Origin of the sequence: Bacteroides sp. FSHCM14E1 (assembly GCF_019633785.1) — a bacterium.
In the GTDB taxonomy this organism is placed as follows: Bacteria; Bacteroidota; Bacteroidia; order Bacteroidales; family Bacteroidaceae; genus Bacteroides; species Bacteroides hominis.
Genome location: NZ_JADKYL010000017.1, coordinates 20,768 through 35,789 on the forward strand (window position 1 = coordinate 20,768; position 15,022 = coordinate 35,789).

16 protein-coding genes are annotated in these 15,022 nt (G+C 40.0%); all 16 read left to right on the forward strand.

Features of this window, described 5'->3' with window-relative positions:
* Positions 1 to 2 precede the first annotated feature (2 nt).
* The gene (locus ISX59_RS19260; RefSeq protein WP_188521345.1) at positions 3 to 1,205 is read left to right on the forward strand and encodes a glycosyltransferase family 4 protein; all 1,203 of its coding nucleotides are present in this window, start codon (positions 3 to 5) and stop codon (positions 1,203 to 1,205) included.
* Positions 1,206 to 1,213: 8 nt separating this feature from the next.
* Positions 1,214 to 1,822, forward strand: coding sequence for a sugar transferase (locus ISX59_RS19265; RefSeq protein WP_188521344.1), 609 nt, complete (start codon positions 1,214 to 1,216; stop codon positions 1,820 to 1,822).
* 3 nt (positions 1,823 to 1,825) lie between these two features.
* Positions 1,826 to 2,467 (forward strand): acetyltransferase, encoded by a 642-nt coding sequence (locus ISX59_RS19270; RefSeq protein WP_220576178.1) that lies wholly within the window; start codon positions 1,826 to 1,828, stop codon positions 2,465 to 2,467.
* Between the two features lie 12 nt (positions 2,468 to 2,479).
* A complete protein-coding gene (locus ISX59_RS19275) occupies positions 2,480 to 2,710 on the forward strand; it encodes an acyl carrier protein (RefSeq protein ID WP_188521342.1) in 231 nt (76 codons plus the stop codon).
* Positions 2,710 to 3,765: a 3-oxoacyl-ACP synthase III family protein gene (locus tag ISX59_RS19280; protein ID WP_188521341.1), complete on the forward strand. Its 1,056-nt coding sequence runs from the start codon at positions 2,710 to 2,712 to the stop codon at positions 3,763 to 3,765. Before ISX59_RS19275 ends, ISX59_RS19280 begins: the two co-directional genes overlap by 1 nt.
* A 6-nt stretch (positions 3,766 to 3,771) precedes the next feature.
* Entirely contained in the window at positions 3,772 to 4,524 is a 753-nt protein-coding gene (locus ISX59_RS19285; RefSeq protein ID WP_188521340.1) for an SDR family NAD(P)-dependent oxidoreductase, read from the forward strand.
* A gap of 3 nt (positions 4,525 to 4,527) precedes the next feature.
* Positions 4,528 to 5,577, forward strand: a complete 1,050-nt coding sequence (locus tag ISX59_RS19290) for a 3-oxoacyl-ACP synthase III family protein (protein ID WP_188521339.1) — start codon at positions 4,528 to 4,530, stop codon at positions 5,575 to 5,577.
* Positions 5,578 to 5,580: 3 nt separating this feature from the next.
* Entirely contained in the window at positions 5,581 to 5,982 is a 402-nt protein-coding gene (locus ISX59_RS19295) for a VOC family protein (protein ID WP_186993094.1), read from the forward strand.
* A 10-nt stretch (positions 5,983 to 5,992) separates the two neighbouring features.
* Positions 5,993 to 7,582 (forward strand): HAD family hydrolase, encoded by a 1,590-nt coding sequence (locus ISX59_RS19300; RefSeq protein ID WP_220576179.1) that lies wholly within the window; start codon positions 5,993 to 5,995, stop codon positions 7,580 to 7,582.
* A 1-nt stretch (position 7,583) separates the two neighbouring features.
* On the forward strand, positions 7,584 to 7,799 hold the full coding sequence (locus tag ISX59_RS19305; protein ID WP_005775535.1) for an acyl carrier protein: 216 nt from the start codon (positions 7,584 to 7,586) through the stop codon (positions 7,797 to 7,799).
* Positions 7,800 to 8,399 (forward strand): MBL fold metallo-hydrolase, encoded by a 600-nt coding sequence (locus ISX59_RS19310; protein WP_186993096.1) that lies wholly within the window; start codon positions 7,800 to 7,802, stop codon positions 8,397 to 8,399.
* Positions 8,400 to 8,485: 86 nt separating this feature from the next.
* Positions 8,486 to 9,616 carry a DegT/DnrJ/EryC1/StrS aminotransferase family protein gene (locus tag ISX59_RS19315; protein WP_220576180.1) on the forward strand — a complete coding sequence of 377 codons (1,131 nt, stop codon included), beginning with the start codon at positions 8,486 to 8,488 and terminating at the stop codon, positions 9,614 to 9,616.
* A 187-nt stretch (positions 9,617 to 9,803) separates the two neighbouring features.
* Positions 9,804 to 11,441 (forward strand): bifunctional UDP-sugar hydrolase/5'-nucleotidase, encoded by a 1,638-nt coding sequence (locus tag ISX59_RS19320; protein WP_220576181.1) that lies wholly within the window; start codon positions 9,804 to 9,806, stop codon positions 11,439 to 11,441.
* 174 nt (positions 11,442 to 11,615) lie between these two features.
* Positions 11,616 to 11,873 carry an OadG family protein gene (locus ISX59_RS19325; protein ID WP_005820754.1) on the forward strand — a complete coding sequence of 86 codons (258 nt, stop codon included), beginning with the start codon at positions 11,616 to 11,618 and terminating at the stop codon, positions 11,871 to 11,873.
* Between the two features lie 34 nt (positions 11,874 to 11,907).
* Positions 11,908 to 13,743 carry a biotin/lipoyl-containing protein gene (locus tag ISX59_RS19330; RefSeq protein WP_220576182.1) on the forward strand — a complete coding sequence of 612 codons (1,836 nt, stop codon included), beginning with the start codon at positions 11,908 to 11,910 and terminating at the stop codon, positions 13,741 to 13,743.
* Positions 13,743 to 14,978, forward strand: a complete 1,236-nt coding sequence (locus ISX59_RS19335) for a sodium ion-translocating decarboxylase subunit beta (RefSeq protein WP_005779936.1) — start codon at positions 13,743 to 13,745, stop codon at positions 14,976 to 14,978. Before ISX59_RS19330 ends, ISX59_RS19335 begins: the two co-directional genes overlap by 1 nt.
* Positions 14,979 to 15,022 lie beyond the last annotated feature (44 nt).

Here is a 15,022-nt window from a genome sequence, read left to right on the forward strand (position 1 = left end):
GGATGAATATTCTGTTTCTTACTTTGCATCCTATTTCTGATATTTCCGAAAGAGGTATCTACACGGACCTGATGCGTGAATTTATCCGCCATGGTCATCAGATACATATTGTGGTTCCTGCTGAACGCCGTTTTCATCTACCCACAGGAATAAAAGAAAGTGAAGGAGCTAAGATCTTGAGTGTGAGAACTCTAAATATTCAGAAGACTAATCTTATAGAGAAAGGTCTTGGGACCTTGCTATTAGAATATCAGTATCAGCGTGCAATACGTAAATACTGGAAAAATATAAAGTTTGATCTGATACTGTATTCCACTCCTCCCATTACTTTCAACCGGGTGATTTCTTCTGTGAAGAGACGATGTGAAGCAAAAACGTATCTTTTGTTGAAGGACATATTCCCTCAGAATGCGGTTGACCTGGGAATGTTTTCAAAAGGCAGCTTTGTATATAAGCTGTTCCGTAAGAAGGAGGAGAGACTTTATCAGCTCTCTTACCATATTGGCTGTATGTCTCCTGCTAATGTGGAATATGTATTGAGGCATAATCCTTCGATAACAGCAGAAAGAGTGGAGGTATGCCCCAACAGCATTGAATTGCATGGGAAGAAATCAGGATATAACAATGGCGGTTTGCTTCAAAAGCTGAATATTCCAATGGATAAATTATTACTTATTTATGGCGGTAATTTGGGACGTCCGCAAGGAGTTGATTTTCTGATGAATGTATTGGCTGCTAATGAGAAACGAACTGATACCTATTTTGTTGTGGTTGGTAACGGTACTGAATATGAGAAGATTTCTCAATGGTTTCGGAATAATACTCCTCATAATTCCTGCTTAATTCCGTCTCTTCCCAAGCAGGAATATGATGATTTGGTGAGTACCTGTGATGTAGGTCTGATTTTCCTGGACAATCGTTTCACAATTCCTAATTATCCTTCCAGGTTGCTATCTTATTTAGAAAACAGAATGCCCGTGCTGATGGCTACGGACATGAATACGGATATTGGTCCAATAGCCGAAAAGAATGGATATGGTTTATGGACGGAAAGTGGAAATCTGGAAACATTTATGGAGATGGTTGAGTTTGTTGCCGGGGACAGAGAAAAGTTAAAGCTAATGGGTGAGAAAGGGTATGATTACTTGAAGGACAATTATACCGTAGAGAGAACATACAGGATTATTATGAAACATTTCCAATAACCAAAATTATGTATGTACATTTTGTAAAACGTCTGATTGATTTTATCATAGTCTTTTGTACATTAATGATTATCTGGCCGATATTATTACTCATTTCTATCTGGCTTTATTTTGCCAATAAAGGAGCCGGTGTTTTTTTTACTCAGGAACGTCCGGGAAAGAGCGGTAAGATTTTCAAAGTCATCAAATTTAAAACAATGACTGACGAACGTGATGCAGAAGGGAACTTACTTCCGGATGATAAACGATTAACGAAGGTTGGTAAGTTTGTTCGTTCTACTTCGATTGACGAGCTTCCACAGTTGATTAATGTGCTTAAAGGGGATATGTCTTTAATTGGACCACGTCCTTTGTTACCTCAGTATTTACCACTTTATAGTAAAGAACAGGCTCGCCGTCATGAAGTTCGTCCCGGTATTACCGGATGGGCCCAAGTGAATGGACGTAATGCCATTTCTTGGACAAAGAAGTTTGAGTTGGATGTTTGGTATGTAGACCATTGTTCTTTCTCACTTGATTTAAAAATTATCTTTTTAACAATAAAAAAAGTTTTCGTACGTGAAGGAATCAGTTCTGATACTTGTTCAACGATGGAAGCTTTTAATGGAAATAATTAAGAAATGAAGAATATAGCAATTTATGGAGCCGGAGGTTTTGGCCGCGAAGTCTCATGTATGCTTAATATTATTAATCAATGTGAGTCGAGATGGAATCTAATTGGTTTTTTCGATGATACAAAGCCTATAGGCTATCCTTGCGGATATGGAAAAGTACTTGGAGGACTTGAGACTTTAAATATGTATGATGAGCCATTAGATGTCATTATTGCTATTGCTTCTCCTGTTGGAGTTCATAAATTAGTGGGTAAAATAAAGAATCCATGTATTGAATTTCCCAATATCATAGCTCCTGATGTGCGTTTTACAGATCAAAATTCTCTGTCCTTAGGGAAAGGAAATATTTTTTGTTGGGGATGTTGCGTTACTTGTGATATAACGATTGGAGATTTTAATTCTTTTAATGGTTTTATTACTATCGGTCACGACTCAAAAATAGGAAATTATAATGTTTTTATGCCTAAAGTACATATTTCTGGTGGAACGGTAATCAATGATGAGAATTATTTAGGAACAGGAGCTATAATATTACAAAAAAATCGAATAGGATATAGAACCGTTGTCGGAGCTAACAGTGTAATCATTCGTAATACTAAAGATGATTCTACCTATGTTGGTAATCCTGCAACTATTGTCAAATTTTAAAATAATAATAAAATGGAACTTAAAACATTTATTGAAAATTTTGCAGCTCAGTTTGATGAAACAGATGAATCCGTATTTGGTGCGGAAACCATTTTTAAAGGATTAGAAGAATGGAGTTCATTGATCGCATTATCTGTTATTGCGATGATAGATGAGGAATATGATGTACGTATTAAAGGAGAAGATATACGTAGTGCCCAAACAATTCAGGAATTGTATAATATTGTAAGAACAAAGGAATAATGGCTTTTATAGATATACCTAATGTTGCAGTTAAAGGTTTTTCTGCATGTGTACCTCCGGATATCGATGAAAACATAAATTACTCCTTATTAACAGAAGAAGAAAGGGCGAAGGTAATATCTTCGATTGGAGTTGAACGGAAAAGAGTAGCTAAAGATAATGTTTCTGCTTCTGATTTATGTTATAAAGCGGCAGAAAAGTTAATCGAAGAACTACATTGGGATAAAAATGATATTGGATGTCTGATATTTGTATCCCAAACCCCTGACTATATTTTACCGGCTACATCTTGCCTCCTTCAGCACCGGTTAGGCCTTAACTCGGAGTGTTATACCCTAGATATATCACTAGGATGCTCTGGATGGGTATATGGTTTGAGTGTACTTTCTTCATTGCTTTCTCATGGAAGTATAAAAAAGGGACTATTATTAGTGGGGGATATAACTACCCGATTGGGATGCCGTGAAGATACGAGTTATTGGCCATTGTTCGGGGATGCAGGGACTGCTACTGCTGTAGAACATGTAGAAGGTACTTCCGGTATGTATTTCCACACAGCTACGGATGGCAGTGGAGCAGAAGCTATAATTATCCCAGACGGAGCATATCGAAATGGAATTTCGAAAGAAAGTCTTAAAATAGAAGTCGATACTGATGGTTTGAAGCGATCTAAACTGAACACTAAAATGGATGGCATGGATGTTTTTGCTTTTGCAGTTTCGAAAGCTCCAAAAAGTGTTGTCGCCTTGTTAGAAAAATTGCAAATACCCCAAGAGGATATTGATTGTTTTGTATTTCATCAGGCAAATAGATTTTTAAATGAGAAGATCAGGAAAAAGTTAAAGATAGATGCGTCTAAAGTACCTTACTCTTTGCTGAATTATGGAAATACAAGCTGCGCTGCCATTCCATTGACTCTGGTTACTGAAAGGCAGAAACAGTTACGAAATTCTCGAATGAATATCGTAGGATGCGCTTTTGGAGTAGGACTTTCGTGGGGAAGTGTATACTTTTCCACAGAGAATATAGTTTGTTTAGATTTAATAGAATATTAATCTTTTATGGAAATATATAATCCTTTTTCTTTATTAGGGAAAACTATCTTAGTAACAGGGGCTTCTTCCGGTATTGGACGTTCAATCGCTATCGAAGCATCCAAGATGGGGGCTACGTTAATAATTACAGGACGTGATAAAGAGCGTTTGAATGAAACTTATACCTCCTTAATGGGGGATAATCACTTACAGTTTATTGCTGATTTAAATGAATTGGAAGCTGTAGATAATCTGGTTGATTCTTTATCTATCATAAATGGGGTTGTTCTTGCGTCGGGTATTGGAGATTGTCTTCCTTTTCAATTTATCAAAAAAGAAAGGTTACAACACATATTTGAGACTAATTTCTTTGCCCCCGTTATTTTAATTCAGAAATTACTGAAGGGAAAAAAAGTACGGAAGAATTCATCTATTGTTTTTTTATCCTCTATTGATGGTCCGGTTGCGGCACATATAGGAAACTCAATGTATGCTGCTTCTAAAGGGGCTGTGTCTGCAATGGTTAGGGGCATGGCTGTTGATTTGGCTTCCAAAGAAATTCGTGTAAATGCTCTTTTGCCAGGAATGATTGAAACACCCTTGATTCATTGCGGCGATATAACAGAAGAACAATTGCAAGAAGATAAAAAGTTGTATCCCTTAAAACGTTATGGGAAACCAGAAGAGATAGCATATGCTGCAATATATTTACTGTCTGATGCAAGTACCTTTACTACAGGGGCAAACTTGATAATAGATGGAGGATTTACTTTATTATAATAAATGGCTACAATAACATATCATAACGTAGGTGTGAAAGCAATGGCAGCTTGTGTTCCTTCAGCGGTTGCCTACAATAAAGATTTGGCTTATCTAATGAGTCAGGAGGAAGTTGATAAAATGATTAATTCCGTTGGTATTCATGAACGCAGGATTAGTCCGCTGGATGTATGTGCATCTGATTTATGCTATAAGGCAGCATTAAAATTGATGGAGGATAATCAGATTGATCCGGAATCAATCGATGTACTTTTGTTTGTGAGTCAAACATCCGATTACCGTATTCCTGCCACTTCTTGTGTTCTTCAACATCGTTTAGGTTTGTCTAAGGCATGTGCGTGTTTGGATTTGACTTTGGGATGTTCAGGCTATGTTTATGCGTTGTCTGCAGCATATGCTTATGCTTCGATGGAAGGTGTAAACAGAGTATTGCTACTTGACGGCGAAACTTTTTCTAAAATAGTGAATCCTCGAGATAAAGTCAATGTACCTTTATATGGTGATGCGGGAACAGCCACCTTGGTAGAGAAAGGAGCTTATAAGGATTCTGTATTTATCTTAAATACAGATGGAACTGGGGCAGATGCTGTGAAAATACATGGTGGAATGCGTCATCCTCTTACGTCTGATTCCTGTTTGGAAAAAGAACGTGAAGATGGTAACTATCGTACGGATATGGAAATCTTTATGGATGGGATGGATGTATTCAATTTTGCTATAAGTGTAGTACCCAAAGGAGTAAAAGAGGTCGTGAAAATAACTGATTCCTCATTAGAGGATATTGATTATCTGGTTTTTCATCAATCTAATAAATTTATGACTGATTTCTTTGTAAAAAGATTGAAGTTTGATGAAACTAAAGTGCCCTATTGTATTGCTAAGTATGGAAATACAAGTTCAGCCTCTGTACCTTTAACTATCGTTTCTGAACTCTGGGAGAAGCTGAATGAAGAAAAAGTAGTAGTGATGTGTGGTTTTGGTGCCGGATTGTCGTGGGCAACTGCACGCATTGTTTATAACGAATGTCATATATCACCTATAATAGAATATTGAGTTATGCTTCCTGATTTTAAATTTCATCATATTGGAATAGCTGTCTTTGATATAGATGATACTGCACAGTATTATATAGATGCAGGGTATCAGAAAACAGAAACTGTAATTGATGTAATACAGAATGTGAAAATCTGTTTTCTGACGAAAGAAGGTATGCCGATGTTAGAACTGTTGGCACCTGTAGATGAAAATTCTCCGGTAAACCGAACGTTGGATAAAATGGGAGTAACTCCTTATCATTGTTGCTATTCGGTAGATGACATGGAAGGGGCTATTGCTCGTTTAAAGAAAATAAAGTTTGTGCCACTTATCAAGGCCGTGGAAGCATGTGCTATTGGTGGAAGGCGTGTTTGTTTCTTATTTAATAAGAAAGTTGGTTTAATAGAGTTAGTAGAGTCTTAATACTGCTGTTATGAAGTATTTTATTTTTCGTAATAACACTTTAGAGAATCTGTTTGGCACGACAGATGTAGGATATTCCGGTTATGATGACATTTCATATGTCCCTTTGGAAGTAGATTCTTATGTGTGGTTTTATCAGGTTCCTATAAAATTTGACATTGATTCTTTGACAGAAGAAGTAAATGGATACTTTGATAAGTTGCAGATTGTTTATAAACAACTTCCTGCTCACAGTCTGCTGATCGTTTTTTCTTTGGAGAATCTTTATAATTTGAATTTTTGTAGTACAAATTATGAGCTCAAAAATTCGATTATAAGATTTAATATGGATATTCGTGATTTTTGCAATACATATGCAAATGTAAAATTCATTGATTTTTCTGAATTCTTATCGGATTACCCCAAAGACCAATGGATCGATTGGAAATATTATTTTTTTTCCCAGATGGTGATTAATCCTAAGTTGGCAGGAGCTTTTCGCAAATGGTTCACTTGTAAAACAAGAGAGCTTGCTTTAAGCAGGAAAAAATGTTTGGTTCTCGATTTGGATAATACACTTTGGAGTGGTGTACTGGGTGAGGACGGTATTGGAGGTATTGGTATCGGAGGAGATTACCCCGGAAAGGCTTTTCTTTATTTTCAGGAAGCTTTGATTGAATTAAGCAAACAAGGGGTTATCTTGACGGTTTGCAGCAAAAATAATGAAGCAGATGTGCTGGAAGCATGGAAAAAGAATCCGTTTATAGAACTTAATCAGAAATATCTCTCTGCTTATCGAATCAATTGGCAGAACAAAGCTGATAATATAAAAGAATTGGCTCAGGAATTGAATATCGGTCTGGATAGTTTTGTTTTTGTTGATGATAATCCCACAGAACGAGAATTGGTGAAGCAACTTTTGCCGATGGTGGAAGTTCCTGATTTTCCGAAGTATCCTTATCTGTTGCCGGTATTCTTTTTCAACTTGGTTGAACGTTATTTCCGAGTCTATGCCATTACGGAAGAGGATAAGAAAAAGACGGAACAATATAAAGCGAACGTTAGCAGGACACAGGAAAAAAAGAAATTTACAGATCTTGGTGCTTACCTGGCAAGCCTTGAAATTGAGGTTACGGTAACGGGAGCAAACGAATTTAATATTCCTCGTATTGCACAGATGACTCAGAAAACAAATCAGTTTAATCTGACAACTAAACGTTATACTGATGTGGAAATTCGTAGTCTTATAGAAAAAGGATGGTCTGTCTTTTGTATTAGTGTAAAAGATAAATTCGGAGATAATGGTATCACCGGAGCTATAATTTTAGAACCTCTTGCTGATGGAATGAGAATTGATTCATTGCTGTTAAGCTGCAGAATCTTAGGTAAAGGAATTGAGTTAGCTTTTGTACGTTTTGTTTTAAATCGCTTGCACAGCTATGGAGTTGGCAAGATATATGCTGACTATTATCCGACATTAAAAAATGCCCAAGTAGCTGACTTTTACGATAGGGTAGGGTTTGATTTGTCAGATCAGAAAGAGGATGGGACAAAAGCATATGTACAATGTTTGTCGGGTAATTATCAAATAGAATCTTATTATAAAATAAATATGAACTGATATGGAAGAGAAAATATTGGAGATACTGAAACTGGTATTTGAACTGGAGAATGTGGATGAAAGTTGCGCCCAGGTGAATTGTGAAAAATGGGACTCTTTGAAGCATTTGGAATTAGTGGTTGAGATTGAATCGGCATTTAATGTAGAGCTGGAACCTGAAGAGATTGCCGAAATGAAAAGTTTTAAGGACATTAAAAGGATACTTCAGGGGAAATAGATGGAGGTTGTTCGTTTTGTAAATTCAGTTTTTGAATCTAACACTTACCTTATTAAAGATGATTGCCAGAGTCAATGCTATTTAGTTGATTGTGGTGATCCGGAACCTATATTAGAAGAGTTGCAGCGCTTTGATTTAGAACTTGCGGCTATTTTTATCACTCATTCACATTTTGACCATATTTATGGATTGAATGAAGTGGTATCTAATATTCCCTTCGTTAAAGTGTATCTTTCATTACATGGAAAAGAAGGACTGTTTTCCGACCGATTGAATATGTCCAGATACCATTCTACTTCTTTTATATATGAATATGATGATAATATTGAAGTAGTAGAAAACAATTGTATCATATCTTTATTTGGTAGAGACGAGATGCAGATGAAAACTTACGAAACTCCCGGACATGATTGGAGCGCCTGTTGTTTTCAGATAAATAATTGTTTGTTTACCGGAGATTCCTATTTGCCTCAACACAAAGTGGTAACGACTTTCCCCAAAAGTAACAAGAGGGAGGCAGAAAAGTCTTTAGAGCGCATTAAAAAAATTGCTGTAGGATGCAACCTCTATCCGGGACATGGAGAAATCATATATGCGTAAATATGGGCTGCTGCTGTTAAGTGTTTTTTCTTTTCTTTTTATTCCTTACTACGTAAGAAAATCAAATAAACATAGATAATTTCGTTATGAACAAACGAATCTGGCTTTCGCTTGCTCACATGGGTGGCCGTGAGCAAGACTTTATAAAAGAGGCCTTTGATACGAACTGGGTAGTTCCTTTGGGACCTAACGTGGATGCCTTTGAGCAATCTTTGGCCGAATATTTGCATGAAGACCGCCATGTGGTGGCTTTGAGTGCGGGAACGGCTGCACTTCACTTGGGCTTGATTCTTCTGGATGTGAAGCCCGGTGATGAAGTGATTTGCCAAAGCTTTACTTTTGCCGCTTCTGCCAATCCGATTTCTTATCTGGAGGCCAAACCTGTTTTTGTGGACAGTGAGAAGGATACCTGGAATATGGATCCGGTATTGCTCGAAGAGGCTATAAAGGACCGTTTGCGCAAGACGGGCAGGTTGCCGAAAGCGATCATTCCCGTTCACCTTTACGGTATGCCTGCCAAGATGGACGAGATCATGGATATTGCGGGGCGTTATGGTATCCCCGTATTGGAGGATGCCGCGGAGGCTTTGGGTTCGGAGTTGAACGGACGGAAGTGTGGCACATTCGGTGAGTTGGCCGCTCTCTCTTTCAATGGCAACAAGATGATCACGACTTCCGGGGGAGGTGCTCTGATCTGTCGTACGGAAGAGGAGGCCCGACAGACAAAGTTCTACGCTACGCAGGCTCGTGATGCCGCTCCGCATTACCAGCATACCCATATCGGTTACAACTACCGCATGAGCAACATCTGTGCGGGTATCGGCCGTGGGCAGATGTACGTTCTGGAAGATCATATTGCCCGTCGTCGTGCTATCCACTCTTTGTATGTTGATTTGCTGAAAGATGTGGCGGGTATTACGGTCATGGAGGACCCTGATTCACGGTTTGCTTCCAACTTTTGGCTGACTTGTATCCTGGTTGATCCGAATCTTGCGGGCAAGAGTCGTGAAGATATCCGTTTGAAGCTGGATGTCGAAAACATAGAGACTCGTCCTTTGTGGAAGCCGATGCATCTTCAGCCTGTGTTCACGGATGCTCCGTTCTATGGGAACGGTACGAGTGAGAGGTTGTTCGATATCGGTCTTTGCCTGCCTTCGGGTCCTACATTGACAGATGAAGATATCAGGAGGGTGGTAGATACGATTAAGAAGATATAATGATTCATTGTATCAGTATTATAAAGGAAAGCCGGCTGGAATATTTGAAAAATTCCGGCCTGCTTTCCTTTATATATATATATATATATGGGAATACAAGAAAACTAAATTTTACTTTTCCGGGAAACGAATTGCTTTTGAATATATTTCTTTTACCTTTGTGAGAAAATACTTAAAATAAATTGCTATGGAAAAATTATACTTTCAAAGAGCTGCTTCATTAGGGTTGCTTTTCTGTCTTCTTGCAGGAACATGGGCTCAGACACCTCTGAAAACAAAGAAGAAAAAAGAACATAAGTCGCAAACAGAAGTATCGGTAAACGAATGCGTATCGGTGGATACGTTGTCTTTGGTATCGTTTAACGATTTCCATGGAGCCTTTGCCAGCGATAAGGGAGTGCCCGGGGCAGGGAAATTAGTACAAACTATCTTGACTCAAAAAGAACAAAATAAAAATACAATAGTGCTTTCGGTCGGCGATAATTTCAGCGGGAGTTATTTCTCAAGAATAACAAGAGGTAATCCGTTGCCTGAAATGTTTCGGGAGATGGATGTCAAGATGTCAGCGGTAGGTAACCATGAATTTGACTGGGGATTACCTTATCTGACGGATACAGCCAAAGTATATATGAACTTTGTAGCTGCCAATATCATTTCAGAACGGGGGGATTCGTTGGAGTGGGCAAAACCTTACCGGATTGTGAATCTGGAGATGAAAAACGGAGGAATGGTGCGTGTTGCTTTTGTTGGATTGACAACAACGGAAACTGCCCATAAGACGAGTCCGGAAAATATCAAAGGATTGGCTTTTGTACATCCCACATATGTTGCCCGTGTCGAGACGGCTTGCCGGTTGAAGAAAGAGGGGAAGGTGGATCTGGTGGTGCTTCTGATGCACATTGGTACCAATATGAAAAATAAAGATATTATTGAAGAAGAGAATGCCAAGTCACTTCCTTATCTTAATGGAGTGGACGCTATCATTTCCGGTCATTCCCATGAAGTGGTGCTTAGTAAGGTGAACGATGTTCCCATCATTCAGGCAGGAGTCAACGGTACACACGTCGGTAAACTGGATTTCAAGGTTGTCAGAGAAGGAGGGAGTTGTAAGGTTTCTTATATCGGTGGCGATACTATTCGTACCGGTGAGGTTTCGAATCCATATATTGATTCATTGGTCAATAATGTACTGGAAGAATATGGATTGTCGGATAGTTTGACTAATGCTGAGGATGCTTTGATCCATGACCGTACCGTCAATAAGTGGGACTATACATCTGTGGGAGCTTATGTGACTGCTGCCTACGTGCAGAGTTTCTTGCAAAGTGAATGTGTGGCGGATGAATTGAAAAAATTACCTGTGATTGGAGTGAATCATTACGGGGGCTTACGTGCCAGTATTCCGGCCGGAAAGGTCACAAGGCTGCGTGCCGGTAATGTGCTTCCATTCGGTGGCAATGTGGTGGCTTATCGGTTTACGGGTGAACGATTGAAGCAATTATTGGACGATGGACGCAGAAATAAAAATGGTTTTCTGCAAACTTCTTACTTAAAATTACATTTGAATTCGAAAGGAAATATTGAAACGATAACCGACTGCCGTACCAATAAGATAATCCGTGATGACGATAAATGTATTGTTGTGTTGGATGCTTTCATTACTTCCGGTGGTGACGGTTATGACAGCAAATTATTTTCAGGTTATGAAATAGGAGATTTTAATAATCAGAAACTTGAAACAACCACGGCTTTTATCGATTATTTGAAGAGTTTGAAAGGGTTTATTTCGTCTGCGGCTGCACCGATACCCATAGTGCAAAAGTAAAAAAATAGAGCTAAGATAAAAGCGATCAGGCGGTTTAAAATGTAATTACACATTTTGAGCCATCTGGTCGCTTTTGTGTTTTTTAAGTTTTTTGTCTTTCACTTATTAATAAATTATTGCTAAATTCGAACGATTTTTTGCAAATCGACATTGTTTACTAATAATTTAATTTATATGGAAAATCTGGAAACAGCGCTTCTGCTGATGGTAGTCGGAATGGCAACTGTCTTTGCTATTCTCCTTCTTGTGATCTATTTAGGAAAATTACTCATCTCTTTAGTTAATAAATATGCCCCTGAGGAACAACCTCTTGTGAAACAGGGAGCTAAAGTATCAGCTCCTATTCCCGGTAATATTGTTGCAGCCATTACAGCGGCTGTCAATGTAGTGACACAAGGAAAAGGGAAAGTGACTAAAATCGAGAAAATCTGAAAATTAATCTTATAGAATAATACCGAAAACGGAAATGAAAAGAGAAGTAAAATTTAGTCTGGTTTTTAGAGACATGTGGCAGTCTGCCGGTAAATATGTGCCTCGGGTAGACCAGTTAGTGAAGGTAGCACCTGCTATTGTTGAAATGGGATGTTTTGCCCGGGTAGAAACAAACGGCGGTGGTTTTGAACAAGTAAATCTATTGTTTGGTGAGAACCCCAATAAATCTGTGCGTGCATGGACGAAGCCCTTCCATGAAGCCGGAATACAAACCCATATGTTGGATCGTGCCCTTAACGGGCTTCGTATGAGCCCTGTTCCGGCCGATGTGCGTAAGTTGTTTTATAAAGTAAAGAAAGCACAGGGGACGGATATCACCCGTACATTCTGTGGGCTGAATGATGTACGTAACATTGCACCTTCCATCACTTATGCCAAAGAAGCGGGAATGATTTCGCAGTGTTCACTCTGCATCACCCATTCGCCGATTCACACGGTGGAGTACTACACCGACATGGCATTAGAATTAATTAAATTGGGGGCGGACGAGATTTGCATTAAAGACATGGCAGGTATCGGACGTCCCGTTTCTTTGGGCAAGATTGTGGCAAATATCAAAGCAGCACATCCCGATATTCCTATTCAATATCACAGTCACGCGGGACCGGGCTTTAACATGGCCAGCATTTTGGAAGTATGTGAGGCCGGGTGTGATTATGTGGATGTCGGAATGGAACCGTTGTCATGGGGAATGGGACATGCCGATTTGTTGAGTGTGCAGGCCATGTTGAAGGATGCGGGATTCCGGGTGCCTGAGATTAATATGGAGGCTTATATGAAGGTGCGGGCCCTGATTCAGGAATTCATGGACGACTTTCTGGGGCTGTATATCAGTCCGAAAAACCGGCTGATGAATTCATTATTGATAGCTCCGGGACTTCCGGGCGGAATGATGGGAAGTCTGATGGCGGATTTGGAAACGAATCTGGAATCCATTAATAAGTATAAGGCAAAACACAATCTTCCTTTCATGACACAAGATCAGCTTCTGATCAAGTTGTTCAATGAAGTGGCTTATGTATGGCCCCGCGTCGGATATCCTCCTTTGGTAACTCCCTTTAGCCAGTATGTGAAAAATCTCTCGATGATGAATGTTATCGCGATGGAGAAAGGAAAAGAGCGTTGGGGAATGATCGCTGATGATATTTGGGATATGATTCTGGGTAAAGCCGGACGCCTGCCGGGCAAGCTCGCTCCTGAGATAATAGAGAAAGCCGAGAGAGAAGGAAGGAAATTCTTTGAGGGAAATCCGCAGGATAACTATCCGGACGATCTTGACAAATATCGCAAACTGATGAAAGAAAAGAAGTGGGAGACAGGCGAGGACGATGAAGAACTCTTTGAATATGCGATGCATCCGGCTCAATATGAAGCTTATAAGAGCGGGAAAGCGAAAGAAGATTTCTTGGCCGATGTGGCAAAACGCAGGGCGGAGAAAGAACAGGCGCCTGCTGAAGAGGCAAAACCCAAAACACTTACAGTACAGGTAGACGGGCAAGCTTACCGGGTGACAGTTGCTTACGGAGATACGGAACTGCCTGTTGCACCGGCTTCACAGCCGTCTGCTGCTGCAGGTGAGGGAAAAGAGGTGCTTTCTCCGCTTGAAGGAAAATTCTTCCTGGTGAAGAATGCGCAGGAGACTCCACTCAAAGTAGGCGATGCGGTAAAAGAAGGTGATGTGCTTTGCTACGTGGAAGCAATGAAAACCTATAATGCCATCCGTGCCGAATTTGGTGGAACGGTAACAGCTATTTCTGCAAATCCCGGCGATACGGTTTCTGAAGATGACGTATTAATGAAGATAGGATGATGAACGGAATATTTGAAAAATTATATGATATGACTGCTTTCAGCAATATTGTTGCCGAACCGCAGTTTCTGGTGATGTATGTCATCGCCTTCGTTCTCTTGTATCTGGGTATAAAGAAACAATACGAACCCCTCTTATTGGTGCCGATTGCCTTTGGAGTATTGCTGGCTAACTTCCCCGGTGGAGGGATGGGAGTGATACAGGCTGATGAGAATGGCATGATCCTGGTGAACGGAGTAATGAAGAATATCTGGGAGATGCCTCTCCATGATATTGCTCATGAATTGGGATTGATGAACTTTGTATATTATATGCTTATAAAGACAGGGTTCCTTCCCCCGATCATTTTTATGGGAGTGGGAGCATTGACGGACTTCGGGCCGATGCTTCGCAATCTGCGTCTGTCGATCTTCGGGGCTGCAGCCCAATTGGGTATCTTCACCGTATTGTTGGTAGCTATCCTGATGGGATTTACACCCAGTGAAGCGGCTTCTTTGGGAATTATCGGTGGTGCGGACGGGCCTACGGCTATCTTTACCACCATCAAGTTGGCTCCTCATCTGTTGGGACCGATTGCCATTGCCGCCTATTCTTATATGGCACTGGTTCCGGTTATCATACCATTGGTCGTTCGGCTTTTGTGTACCAAGAAGGAACTGAGCATTAATATGAAAGAGCAGGAAAAGAAATACCCTTCGAAAACGGAAATCAAAAATCTCCGCGTACTGAAGATTGTTTTCCCGATTGTGGTGACTACGGTTGTAGCTCTTTTTGTACCGAGTGCAGTGCCTTTGATCGGTATGCTGATGTTCGGTAACCTGGTGAAAGAGATCGGTGCCAATACTTTCCGTCTGTTTGATGCGGCTTCAAATAGTATAATGAATGCGGCAACCATTTTTCTGGGTTTGTCGGTAGGAGCCACTATGACGAGTGAAGCCTTCCTGAACTGGACGACTATCGGCATTGTGGTAGGAGGATTCCTGGCTTTTGCCTTGTCTATAGCAGGAGGTATCTTCTTTGTGAAACTGGTGAATCTGTTTACGAAGAAAAAGATTAATCCGCTGATTGGTGCTACGGGACTTAGTGCCGTTCCTATGGCCAGCCGTGTAGCCAATGACATTGCCTTGAAATATGATCCTAAAAATCATGTATTGCAATATTGCATGGCCAGCAATATCTCGGGAGTGATCGGGTCTGCTGTAGCGGCAGGGGTGCTGATTTCTTTTCTGTCTTAATAGAGCCGGAAAGATATCCGGTTCATCATAGGTGATAAAAAATG